Here is a 12,147-nt window from a genome sequence, read left to right as displayed (position 1 = left end):
GACATCGACCATTTCAAGAGGGTCAACGACCAGTTCGGCCATCTGACCGGTGACGCCGTCCTCGTGTGTGTCGCGGACGCTCTGCGCGCCGCCACCCGACCTCGTGATCTTGTCGGGCGGTTCGGTGGCGAAGAATTTGTGATCATGCTCTGTGAGACCGACCTCGACAACGCCGCCCGTGCCGCCGACCGGATCCGCCGCCAGGTAGCCGGGATGCGTTGCCGGGTGAACGGCCAGTCCGCCGGCGTGGTCCACGTGTCCGTGACCGTCTCGGTCGGCGTGGCCACCGCAACCGGCGCGGACGTGGATCTGCCCGCCCTGCTGGAAACCGCGGACGCGGCGCTCTATCGAGCCAAGGCCGACGGGCGCAACTGCGTCCGCCTGGCGGCCGGGGTCGCCCCCCACGCCCGAACGACCACCTGACGGTTCACGGTGCAGCCCGACGGTTCACAAGGCGGCGGCGCTGGTGGTGTTGCGCAGCAGCAGCATCGTGGTCACCGGCCCCACTCCGCCCGGAACCGGGGTGAGAGCGCCCGCCACGGACGCCACGGCGTCGGCGTCCACGTCGCCGACCAGACCGGACTCGGTGACGTTCGTCCCCACGTCGATGACGACGGCACCCGGCCGGATGAACCCCTTGCCGATCATCTTAGGGCGGCCGACAGCGGCCACCACGACGTCGGCCTCGTGAACGATCGAGGCCAGGTCGGTCGTCCGGGAATGGCAGATCGTCACCGTGGCGTCCTCGGCCAGCAGCAGCAGGGACGCGGGTTTGCCCACCACCGGACTGCGCCCGATGACCACCGCATGGATGCCGGCGATCTTGATGTCACCCCGGTGCAGGATCTCCAGCACCGCGGCGGCGGTGGCCGGCGCGAAACACGGCAGGCCCAGGGCCAGGCGACCCAGGCTCAGCGGATTCATCCCGTCGACGTCCTTGTGCGGGGGGATGCGGGTCCCGATGTCGGTGGCGGACACCCCCGGAGGAAGGGGGGTCTGCACCATCAGACCGTGCACCTCGTCGTCGGCGGCCAGCCGGTCGACCGTGGCGACGAGTTCGGCGGTGTCCCCGGACAGTTCGTGGACGACGCAGCGGACTCCCACCTTCGCCGCGCCGCGTTCGATCACTCTGACGTAGGACCGGGCTGCCGCGTCAGTGCCCGGCAGGACCACAGCCAACGTCGGCACCCTGCCGGCCTCGCGCAGCCGCTCCACGTCGTCGACGACGCCTCGTCCGATCTCTGCGGCCATGGACCGCCCGTCCAGCAACTTCATGATCCGATCCGCTCCCCGACAGCGCGCACGATGCCGTCAGCCGTAGCCACAGACGTCAGATGTTCGGCGAGGGCGGCGGCTGCGCGCTCCCGCGCACCCGCGTCCGTCATCGCCGCTGTATTCACCCGCACATTGATCGCAGCGCTGTCCAGTGCGGCGCGTGCACTGGCAGCAGCCACACCGACATCGCTGAGGACGTTGACGTTCGCGCCGTCGACGATTGTCGCGCACAGTCCCACCACGGCCGCGGCAACCGCCGCGGTGTGCAGCGGCACCTCGGCCGCTGTGCCCAGCGCGGCCTGGATCGCCCGGCTGCGCTCGGCCCGCTCGTCCTCGGTGCCCTTCGGCAGTTTGTAGGCGTCGCTGACCGCCGCGAACGCGCGGGCGTCGGCGTTGGCCAGCGCCAGCGCCTCAGCCCTTGCCTTGTCGGCTTCGATCCGGGCGGAAAGCATCGTCGCCTCGTGCTCGGCGTAACGGGGCTTGCCAATAGTGAGGTTGCAAACCATGCTCACCAGCGCCGCGCCAAGAGCGGCCTGAAGCGCCGCGGCAGCGCCACCGCCCGGTGCGGGCGCGGGGGAAGCCAGATCGGCGAGAAACTCCGCCATTGTCTCGTCATCCACGGCACCCTCTCCTACCTGTTGACTCTGCTTGCCCAACCATGCTTCCCACGGCCGACAGCACTGCACCGTAGCAAGCCCACGGATTGTCGGTTCAGAGCCTCTGCAGGACAGGACTGTTCAATGATCCGGAGACCTGGCCCTCCAGCGATCCGGACACCTGGGCCTGCCGGGCCCGTTGGACCGGCTTCCGGATCTCCCCGGATCCGAGGGGAACCCCGAGCGCGGGAAAAACGTGATCGCGCCGTCGTTGGCCCTCTGAATCTGTCCGCCGGATCGTGCCGGTCCGGCCACCGGGGAGATCAGAGACGATCTCTATGCTGGCCGGCCGTTTGAATTTGGCGAGGCCGATCTCGCACCGTTCCGCGAGCTCGGTCACAAGCAGGGGATCGGGAACATCCACCGGCACGACCAGCGCGACGGGCACCTCACCGAGAACAGCGTCCGGCCGGCCCACCACCACGGCGCGGCATACCCGCGGGTCGGCGAGCAGGACCTCCTCGACCTCGCGGGGGGACACTTTCTCACCGCCACAGTTGATCACGTCATCGCTGCGGCCGGACAGGTAGAGATAGCCGTCGGAATCGACGAAGCCGATGTCGCCGGTGTCCAGCCAGCCATCCGGGGTGAACCTGTCGCCACCAGCCGGGCCGGCATATGCGCGAATGACCCCGGGCCCGCGGATCTGCACCTTGCCAACCTGGTCGGGCGGACGCAGCATCCCGTCGTCATCGACGACGCGTACCTCGCTTCCCACCGGCAGACCCACCGACCCTGGCTTGCGGGTCCCCTGCGGTGGATTCGCCGTTATCAGACTACCGGCCTCGGTCATGCCATAGGTTTCCAGCACCGGGACGCCGGTGGCCTCCTCGAACGCCTGTAACACGGAAACGGGCAGGGGAGCCGAGGCAGACCGGACGAACCGGACACGGCAGTCGCGGGCGCGAGCGGCGTGGGGATCCATGGCCAGCAGGGCCAGGACCGCCGGAACCCCGTTGATCCAGGTCACCTGATGATTGTTGATCATCGTCCAGAATCCACGGCGGCGGAACCGGCGGTCGAGAACGAGGGTAGCCCCGCTGCACAAAGTGGCGAGCAGCCCGACCACCTGAGCGTTGACGTGGACCAGTGGTAGCGGGCTGTAACCGATGTCGGTCCGGCTCAGCTGGTGGTGGTGCGCGACGGCGGCAGCCACGTGAGCGAGCTGCTCGCTGTCAAGAAAGATCTCCCTGACTGCCTCGGTCGCAACCGAACCCGTTGAACCCGTCACCAGGACACCGCCCGGCACCCGGCAACTCGCACCGCCGTCACCGAGGTCGGTGCCGTCGGAACCGCAGTCCGACGGCAATGCGGCGGTGTGTTCGGTGGCCATCCGCGGGCTGAGCTGGCGGATGTCACACGGAGCAGGCAGGGATCGATCGGTGACCACCAGATCGGGCCGGGTTCGTTCCAGGGCTCGTTCCAGCTCCGCGGGTGGGGCGTCCGGATCCAGGGGAACCGCGTGCCTCCCACTTGCAAGGGTTGCGAGGAAGACCACGGCGAAGTCCAGGGGATCGGACACGAGGATCGCGATCCGCCGTTGCACCCGCGGGCCGTGCGCGTCCAGATCGGTCCGCCACCGCTGAATGAGAGCAGCCATCTCGCCGTAGGTGACCGAACGGTTGCCGCGAGCCTCTCTGAGGTACACCTGGCCCGGTTGTTCCCTGCCGCACACGCCCAACCACTCGGTCACAGATGTCACTTTCACCACCACCTTCGCCGACTCTCGTGTAAATAAGCTCCGCCTGATGTCGGGGGATTTCCAGCAGCGCTCGTAGTACCCCTCTCCATGCAAACCATCCCAGACCGCTATATCAGTTGCCGACGGGCCGATGCGATGTTACCCGGGGTGTTGCTGGTCACATATGGATCGATGGGGGAAACGGCGGCTTCCTCGCGCTACCCGTAATTAAACCCTTGAACCGAACGCCCCGTCCTCGGGCGTTCCCGCCCGGCGGGACCGTGATCCCGACCCCCGTGGGGGATGAGCATATCCCGCCGGGACGGTGTCGCCATGACCAGTGCGCCCAACTGTCGTCCACCACATCGACTTGCCGTCGAATAACCCCGTCGTCCTACCACCGAATGTCGAGCGAGTGTCGAATAGATGACCTCGCCCCGGCCGACTCCAGGGCGGGGAGAAATTTCCGGACGCGGGAAATTCCTCTCGAACACGTCCGCAAGGACGGTTGGGAGCAACGTTCACGGGGTCCGGCCGAGGTGAGCCGGCCCGACGCCCAGGACGCCAGGCCTGTCGGGAGGTGACACGGGTACCGCGGGCGGCTCGGATGGGGGTTCACCCAGTCTACTTGACATAATGTCGATTATCGGCGCGACAGCATCGTGTGGGGGAGGAGGGCAATAGCCCTACTGCCCCGCCGGGTCCGCGCCCTCCACACCCACGTTTACAGCCATGTTCTCCCGGTCAGATCGCGTTCTCCGCGTCAGGCGACGGGTCGGCCGAGTCGAGATCAAGCGCGAGCGAGTTCATGCAGTAGCGCTGACCGGTCGGTTCGGGACCGTCGTCGAACACGTGCCCAAGGTGTGATCCACAACGTCGGCACCGTACCTCTGTACGGATCATGCCGTGGGAGCGGTCCTCCACCAGCTCCACCGCCTCCGCTACCGTGGGCTGGTAGAAACTCGGCCATCCCGACCCGGAGTCGTACTTCGTGGATGAGTCGAACAACGCGTTCCCGCATGCCCCACAACGGTAGATGCCGGTTTCCTTGCTGTACGTATAGGAACCGGTGAAAGGTGGTTCGGTGGCGGCGTTACGCAGAATGGCGTAACGCTCCGCAGGGAGTCCCTTGCGCCACTCCTCCTCGGTCCTGACGACCTGGTGCGCTGTCACAGTGGCCTCCTTGTCGTCGCTCATGCCACTTCACTCCCCTCTCCTTGTGTTGTGGGACGTTTCAGGCAGCGGATTCGTTCCCCGGCGATGTCGCCAGGATCGGCGCGGCGCCTTCTGCGCCCGTGCCGGCGGCCGGACGCGCAACGAGTGCGCCCGCCTGGACAACGCTGCCGGCCGCAGCCACCACCGCGACCGCGACCGGCAGCGGCGCGACGTCACGACGGATGCCGGCGGCGAGCAGCACGGCCGCGTCGGCCATGTCGACGAACATGCCCGCCCACAGCCAGCCCCGGACCGGTCCGCTGTCGCGCCGCAGAAGCGTCGCGAGCAGACCGGCGCCGAGAGCAATATCACGGGCTGCCGCAAGCTGGGTGATCCACGCCGTCCGTTCGGCAGTGACCCGGTCCACTCCGGCGAGGCGCACGAATCCGGTGGGACGTGTCAGCAATCCGACACCGATCACGCATCGCGCCACTCCGAAGAGGCCAGTTCGCTGACTGTACGTAACAAAAGGAGCTCTAAATGTGATCATTTTTATACCTTGTGTGAGCGCGATCTCGTCACCGGCCTTGTCCTCGTGGGAACGTCCCACAGATCCCGTGCGTTGGTGAGTCTGAGTTCCTCACTGGTATCGACGCTCGGGAGGGTTTTTATGGGCGAGCGCATCCTGCGAGGCAGCCGTCTAGGTGCAGTCTCCTACGAGACGGATCGCAGCACCGAACTCGCGCCACGCCAGACCGCGTCCTACGACTGCCCGAACGGCCACCAGTTCACCATGCCCTTCGCTGCCGAGGCCGAGGTCCCGGCAGTCTGGGAATGCCGTGTCTGTGGTGCCGGATCGGTCATCGTCGACGGCGAGGTTCCGGAGCCGAAGAAGAGCAAGCCCCCGCGCACGCACTGGGACATGCTGATGGAGCGGCGTACCACCGACGACCTTGAAGAGGTACTGGCCGAGCGGCTTGCGGTTCTGCGGGGCGCTGGGCAGGATCGCCGATCCGCCTGACGCGCCTGCTGTAGCAGCATCGACGCGTGTGGCCACCCGGGGTAGTCCGGTCGGTCACACGCGTGTCACCTCGGGTCATACCGGGACGCCCGTTGTCGACTGCTCCTGCTGCCCCTCAGGGGTCCTGCGTGCCGCGGGAAGCGGCACCGGGCCGGGGCTTCCGCCGGGTTGGGGACCCGAGCCTTCCTGACCTTTCCGATTCGCCGGAAGCGCACTCCCCTGACGCCGAACACCGCGGCCGTCACCCTGGGCCAGCCGACCGCGCCAAGAAGACTTCACAGCCCACCAGGTCACCCGCCACAGCGCCTCCCCCACGATGGCCCGGCTCATCTTCGACCGCCCGCGTTCGCGCTGGACGAAGGTGATCGGGACCTCGCTGAGGCGGAACCCCGACCGCCACGCCTGCCAGGCCAGATCGACCTGGAAGCAGTATCCCTGCGACGCAACCCGATCAAGGTCACGACTACGCAGGACCTCAGCCCGGTAGGCCCGGAAACCCGCGGTCGCGTCGGCCAGCGGCATACCGAGAACGACCCGTACATACACGTTCGCGCCGCGGGAGAGCAACAGCCGGGTACGCGGCCAGTTGCGCACCTCTCCCCCGCGTACCCAGCGAGAACCGATGACCAGATCGGCCTCGCGCAAAGCGGTGAGCAGGCGCGGAAGTTCCTCCGGCTGGTGTGAGCCGTCGGCGTCCATCTCGACCAGGACACCGTAGCCGCGCTGCAACCCCCATCCAAAGCCGGCTACATAGGCCGCACCCAGACCCTCCTTGGTACCGCGGTGCAGGACGTGGACATGAGGATCGGCGCCGGCGAGGTCATCAGCGATCCGACCGGTGCCGTCGGGACTCGCGTCGTCGATGACCAGCAGGTCCACGTCCGGATTGGCCGTTCGGAGCCGGTTGACCGTGTCCTGAAGGTTCTCCCGTTCGTTGTAGGTGGGAACACACACGAGAACGCGCTCGCCGTCCACGCGGCTCCTTTCGATGTCGCCAGCGCTGTTGTCGGCGGTGCCGCCGCCTGTCTGCCCGTACTGTGGCCGGTGGCCGGCGGTCCGGTCGAACACGGATGCCTGTCGTGCCGACGCCTGCCCGGTCCGTAGGCCGAACGCTACAGCGAACAGTCCGATCATCACCAAGACCGTCTCCGGGATGATGCCGAGCCGGTCGGTAAGGGTACGCCCCGTGCGCAACGGGAGCGCGGCAGTCAGGGCAGCCGCCTCGTACAACCCGGATTGTGCGATGATCCGGCCGTCGGGAAGGATCAGTGCGCTCTGGCCGCTGGTGGACACCTGCACCGCGGCCCGCCCGTGTTCGACCGCGCGTAGCCGGGTCATGGCCAGCTGCTGCTCACTTTCGCCCTTACGCCCGAACGAGGCGTTGTTGGTCTGCACGACCAGCAGCTGCGCACCGGCGTTGACAGTCCTGCGGACGAGCCCGTCGTAGGCCACCTCAAAGCAGATGACATCACCGATGGTGATGTCATGGATGGTCAGTGCCCCGACCGCGGTGCCGTGGACGAAGTCGTTGGGCATCTCGGTGGCGAACCGGCTGACCAGTCTTTCGAGGACGGCCCGACCCGGCAGGTACTCGGCGAACGGCACCGGATGCTGCTTGACGTACATCTGCCCGGCCCAGCCATCCCCCTCCCACACCAGCCCCGCGTTGCGCGCCTTCCTCGGACTTGGCCCGTCGAGTACCGCGCCGACGAGGACGGGAGCACCCACCGCCTGGGCGGCCCGGTTCAGCAGGGCGCCCGCGCGGGGGTTGGCAAGCGGGTCGACGTCCGAGGCGTTCTCCGGCCACAGGACCAGGTCAGGCTGGGGGGTCCGGCCGGCCGCGACATCCGCCGCGAGCTGTTCGGTCTGTGTGACGTGGTTGGTGGTGACCTGGAACATGCGTCCGAGCGCGTTGAGACCCCCGGCCTGCGCGACGTTGCCCTGGATCGCCGCGACCTGCGCTGTGCCGGTCTGCGCTGTGGCCGGTAGCGGTACCGCAAGACCCACCAGCGTCACGGCGGCGGCTCCACCCAGTGGCCGGGCCGTCGCCGCGGCCGTCCGTCCCCAACTGCGCCTGGTGCCTGGCGTGCCTGTGTCACCCACGCCGGACGAACAGGACGAGCCGGCGGGACCCGCAGTCAGCACACCCGAGCGGATGGCGGCCGCGGCCAGCAGCGCACCGCAGCCGGCGACCGCGGCGGTCACCAGCGGCGAGCCGCCGAGCGCCGCAAGCGGAGTCAGCGGTGTGCCCGCCTGGCTGAAAGCCAGCTTTCCCCACGGGAAACCGCCGAATGGCGCGCGTCCGCGCACAGCCTCCTGAGCGACCCACACCGCGGCCACCCACAGGGGCCAGCCACGCACCCGCATCACCGCGGTGGTCGCGGGGGCGACCACCGCGAGCAGGGCCGCCTCGCCGACCGACAGCACCACCCAGCCGTCGATGCCGACGAACATCACGAAACGCAGCATCCCCAGCATGAAGCCCAGACCGAAAAGCATGCCGAGGCTAAACGACCAGCGCAGGCGCACACCGCGCACGACAAGGGTGAGGACGGCCACGGCGACCGGTGCCAGCGGCCAGATCCCAACCGGCGGGAACGCCAGGTACAGCGCCGCACCGGCGATGATCGCGAGCAGCGGCCGGATCAGCCGTCGGGCCGGCGAGGCGTCCTCGCCGATGTCGGACACGCCGGTGGGCGATGACGCGGCAACGCGACCAGCAGTCAGCATGTCCTGGGCTGTCACAGTCCTAGTGTCGGTCACCGGCCGGCCCGCGATCGACCGGGTCGGTGAAACATCCACCCGCGGGCCTCACTGGCCGGCGTATGCGGAGCCCGGTTGTCTCCTCAGCGGCCTGAGGATCTGGGCTTCCGGCACCGCGAGAAAAGCATGATCGCGACGCCTGTGGCCCGCTAACCTCGGTCGATCTGCCCGGAAACCCGCGCAGGGGCCGGTGACGTGTCTTTTTCCCGATGGTTGGCGAGAGGAAGCAGCGCCACACCGAGGATGATCAGAACCAGGGATCCCGTTTTGATCCAGCTGGCGTGTTCCGTGCCCAAAGCGATGCCGATGACGGCAACCGCGGCGGTCCCCAACGCCCCGAAGGCCGCGTACGAGACGCTCGGGCCCAGCCCGGTGAGCGCAACCCCGAAGAAGTAGGTGGTCAGGAGAAATCCGAGGACGGCGAGTACCGAGGGGATCGGGTTGCGGAAGCCGTGGGAGGCTGCGAGAGCGTAGGTGGCCGCCACGTCACAGGCGATCGCGGCCACCAGGAGCATCCAGCTCATCAGGGTCCTTCGGGAGCGATCGGTCGTTCGTCTGTGTCTGGCGACGGTGCGGCGGGTGACATCCGTGGCGGTCATTACCTCTTCCCGGGCCTCATTCCCGACGGCCCGGCCCGCTCGTGGTCCGTGCAGGTACCGCTGATCGGGTCTCGTTCGGAACCGCAGTCGACAGTACTACACGTAGCACGCAACCAAACACCCTGCGCATCTTCGGATCGGCGTGTCCACGTAGCTGGAACAATCGCGACGCATCGCAGCTAGTTTTGCAAACATTGATTACTAGTTGATTGACATTCCTGAAAAATAGTCTCCATGTTGTGGATAGGTTTATCGGTGACGAAACCGTATCTGGCGTGCGGGTGCGTGCCGCGAAATAACAACTTCTACACAATTTATACTGTGCAACAATGCGCAACCCTGCGCATGTCATGCCTGCCTGACGTGCTGACGGGGCGGGGGGCTGCGCCGCTTCGGGGAGGATCGAGGAGAACGGGAGGAAGACCGGGATAGAACGTGTGGTTGACAGCAACCGAGTAACGACCGGTACCGTTCATCTTGTCCACTCATGAGGCGGCTGCGGGAGTGCCTTCCCTGTCGACTAGACCGGCCAGCGGCCACCGGGCGCTCATGCGTCCGTGACCGCCCGGTACCAGGCCCGGTCGGAGGTGGGGTTGGACAGGAAGTTTCTCGTCGCCGACGAAGGAGGAGCTGCAAGGCAGCCCGGAGGGTCCCAGATCGTCCCCTAGACAACGGTGTCCCTGCCCGCATCCGGCGGGCAGGGAGTCGGTCCGAAGGGCGGTCCGGGGCCCTTTCTGTGTCCATGGACGGGATCGGGACGGACGGGTTGCTCACCGGCCGATCAGTGACCCGCAGACCTGGGCTGCCCGAACGGCAAAATATGATCGCGCGGTCGTCAGCCCTACAGCAGATCGTGGACGACCGTGCCGCGCACGACCGTGCGTACACAGGTCGGGGTGGGTCCGTCGAGATCGGGCAGCCCGGCGACGCCCGCCCGCGGGTCGGTGGACCATGCCGTGACACGGGCGTCCGGCACCTGGACCACCAGCTCCCCCGCCACCTGCCAGACCGCGAACGTCGCCGGAGCGCCGGGTGCGAGCAGCCCACTGCCGTCACCGTCGGCCCGGGCCGCCCGCCACCCGCCCCTGGTCGCGGCGGAGAACGCCGCCCGAGCGCTCAGCGCCGCCGACGGCGTGTGGTGCGCGACCGCGGCACGCACGCCACCCCATGGGTCCAGCGGGGTCACCGGAGCGTCCGAGGACAACGCAAGGACGACACCCGCGGCCGCCATCGCGGCGAACGGGTTCATCGTGGCCGCCCGGTCGGCTCCCAGCCGCCGGGCGTACATGCCGTCCTGGCCTCCCCAGCAGGCGTCGAAGGCCGGTTGTACGACGGCCACCAGGCCGAGGCGGGCCATCCGCGCGATCTGGGCGGCGTCGGCCATCTCGCAGTGCTCGACGCGGTGGCGGCCTGCCAGGATCCGAGGTAGGCCGACCTTGTCGGCCGTACGGTCGAGGCCGTCCAGGACGGTGTCGAGGGCCGCGTCCCCGATCGCGTGGAAGCCGGTCTGCAGACCGGCCTCGGTGGCCTGTACGACCGTCTCGTACACGGTGTCGGCGTCCAGGTGCAGCAGGCCCCGGTCATCAACACTGCCGTGGTCGTTGATCCTGGTGTGGCCGTCGGCGCCGCCGGGGGCGTCCGCATAGGGGGCGCGCAATGCCGCGGTGCGTGATCCCAGCGATCCGTCGACGAACAGGTCGCCGCCGAGACCGACACCGAGAGCGAGGGCGGTGTCGATGTCCCCGGCCCAGTACCCGTGGACGGCGGGACCCGGTTCAGCGGCCGCGAGCGTGAGCAGGTCGCTGAGGTCGTCCGCGCTGGAGACCTCCGGCCCGGCCATCTCGTGCAGGGCGGCTATGCCGAGTGCGGCGGCATGCGCCCGGGTCCGGCGCTGGGCGGCTCGCCGCTGGCCTACGGACACGTTGTCGTAGGCGGTGGTCCGGGCCGCATGGTGGGCCTCGCCCTGGCACCGGCCGTCCCCGAGCCATCCCCGCATGCCGGGTGCGCCGCAGCGGGCCGCGAGCGCGGACGACACGACCGCGCAGTGGCCGTCAATGCGGGAGAGGTAGACGGCCGCGCCGCCGGCCGCGCGGTCAAGTTCGGCGGCTGTGGGCGGACGGGCCTCGGGCCAGGCCGTCTCGTCCCAGTTGGTGCCGAGCACGACGGTGGCGGGGTGACGCCGGACATGCTCGGCGAGCTGGTCGAGGGCGAAGGCCAGGGACGGCGCCCCGGACAGGTCGAGTCCGTCGAGGGCAAGCCCGGTCGCGGTCACGTGCACGTGGGCGTCCACGAATGCGGGCGTGACCACGGCGTCGTCGAGGTCCACGATCTCCTCGGCCGTCAGGGCGTCGGCGGCCGCGTCCGAGCCGATCCAGGCGATCCTGCCGTCCTCGACCAGCATCGCCGTCGCGAACGGGGATGCCGGGCTGTGGACCCGGCCACCGCGGTAGAGGACGCGCCGCCTGCTGTCGGGTTCAACCGTTACGGCGCCCACCGGTTGTCCGTCCTGTCCGTCCAGAGGGCCAGCTCCCCTGGCTACTCGCGGGTTCGACGACATGTCCGTCACACCTGAAAGTGTGCCTGCCGGAAATCGTGTCGGACGCCGTGGTGCCCGGTGGATCGGCCGTGTCGTCGAGAATCACGCGCCAGCCGACGGAGGAAGGCCGATAACGACACGATCATGTCTCTTTGTGCATGGCCGGCGACCCTGGGAGGCATCAGATGGCTGGTGGCCGTGCCTCGTACGGGGTGGACAGGACGACCATGGTGCGGGTCGAGACGTTCGCCGCGGCGCGGATCTCCTGCAGCAGGCTTTCCAGGTCGCCCGGGGTGCCGACCCGGACCTTGAGCAGGTAGCTCTCCTCACCGGCGACACTGTGGCATGCCTCGATGGCGGTCAGGTCCCGCAGCCGCTCCGGGGCGTCGTCCGGCTGACTCGGGTCGATCGGTTTGATCGACACGAACGCGGTGAGCGGGAGGCCGACCTCGGCGGCGTCG

General features: G+C 68.4%; 11 protein-coding genes. 2 read left to right on the top strand and 9 right to left on the bottom strand.

Features of this window, described 5'->3' with window-relative positions:
• A partial coding sequence (locus tag DD1DGNOD_RS27070) for a GGDEF domain-containing protein (protein ID WP_165036741.1) occupies positions 1-423 on the top strand: 423 nt, incomplete at its 5' end.
• A 24-nt stretch (positions 424-447) separates the two neighbouring features.
• Here DD1DGNOD_RS27070 and DD1DGNOD_RS14850 read toward each other — a convergent pair.
• From DD1DGNOD_RS14850 to DD1DGNOD_RS14830, 5 genes are all read right to left on the bottom strand, one after another.
• Complete coding sequence (locus DD1DGNOD_RS14850) at positions 448-1,275, bottom strand: bifunctional 5,10-methylenetetrahydrofolate dehydrogenase/5,10-methenyltetrahydrofolate cyclohydrolase (RefSeq protein ID WP_131767038.1); 828 nt, start codon at positions 1,273-1,275, stop codon at positions 448-450.
• A complete protein-coding gene (locus DD1DGNOD_RS14845; protein WP_131767037.1) occupies positions 1,272-1,895 on the bottom strand; it encodes a cyclodeaminase/cyclohydrolase family protein in 624 nt (207 codons plus the stop codon). The genes DD1DGNOD_RS14850 and DD1DGNOD_RS14845 overlap by 4 nt, the downstream gene beginning before the upstream one ends.
• A gap of 91 nt (positions 1,896-1,986) precedes the next feature.
• Positions 1,987-3,633 (bottom strand): AMP-binding protein, encoded by a 1,647-nt coding sequence (locus DD1DGNOD_RS14840; protein WP_131770403.1) that lies wholly within the window; start codon positions 3,631-3,633, stop codon positions 1,987-1,989.
• Between the two features lie 723 nt (positions 3,634-4,356).
• Positions 4,357-4,809, bottom strand: coding sequence for a peptide-methionine (R)-S-oxide reductase MsrB (gene msrB / locus DD1DGNOD_RS14835; RefSeq protein WP_131767035.1), 453 nt, complete (start codon positions 4,807-4,809; stop codon positions 4,357-4,359).
• Between the two features lie 37 nt (positions 4,810-4,846).
• Positions 4,847-5,317 (bottom strand): DUF4267 domain-containing protein, encoded by a 471-nt coding sequence (locus DD1DGNOD_RS14830; RefSeq protein WP_346434330.1) that lies wholly within the window; start codon positions 5,315-5,317, stop codon positions 4,847-4,849.
• A gap of 120 nt (positions 5,318-5,437) precedes the next feature.
• Here DD1DGNOD_RS14830 and DD1DGNOD_RS14825 point away from each other — a divergent pair, with 120 nt between their 5' ends.
• Entirely contained in the window at positions 5,438-5,788 is a 351-nt protein-coding gene (locus tag DD1DGNOD_RS14825; protein ID WP_131767033.1) for an RNA polymerase-binding protein RbpA, read from the top strand.
• Positions 5,789-5,863: 75 nt separating this feature from the next.
• Here the strand turns inward: DD1DGNOD_RS14825 and lnt are convergent, their stop codons facing one another.
• From lnt to DD1DGNOD_RS14805, 4 genes are all read right to left on the bottom strand, one after another.
• A complete protein-coding gene (gene lnt, locus DD1DGNOD_RS14820; protein WP_131767091.1) occupies positions 5,864-8,518 on the bottom strand; it encodes an apolipoprotein N-acyltransferase in 2,655 nt (884 codons plus the stop codon).
• Between the two features lie 182 nt (positions 8,519-8,700).
• On the bottom strand, positions 8,701-9,075 hold the full coding sequence (locus DD1DGNOD_RS14815) for a DMT family transporter (RefSeq protein WP_165035014.1): 375 nt from the start codon (positions 9,073-9,075) through the stop codon (positions 8,701-8,703).
• Positions 9,076-9,991: 916 nt separating this feature from the next.
• A complete protein-coding gene (locus DD1DGNOD_RS14810; RefSeq protein ID WP_131770401.1) occupies positions 9,992-11,707 on the bottom strand; it encodes an amidohydrolase family protein in 1,716 nt (571 codons plus the stop codon).
• 160 nt (positions 11,708-11,867) lie between these two features.
• The coding region (locus DD1DGNOD_RS14805; protein WP_131770400.1) for an Lrp/AsnC family transcriptional regulator at positions 11,868-12,147 on the bottom strand (280 nt) is incomplete at its 5' end.

It is taken from the genome of Candidatus Protofrankia californiensis (assembly GCF_900634765.1).
GTDB lineage: Bacteria > Actinomycetota > Actinomycetes > Frankiales > Frankiaceae > Protofrankia > Protofrankia californiensis.
The sequence above is the reverse complement of the archived record's forward strand: the minus strand, read 5'-3'. Positions and strand labels throughout refer to the sequence as shown.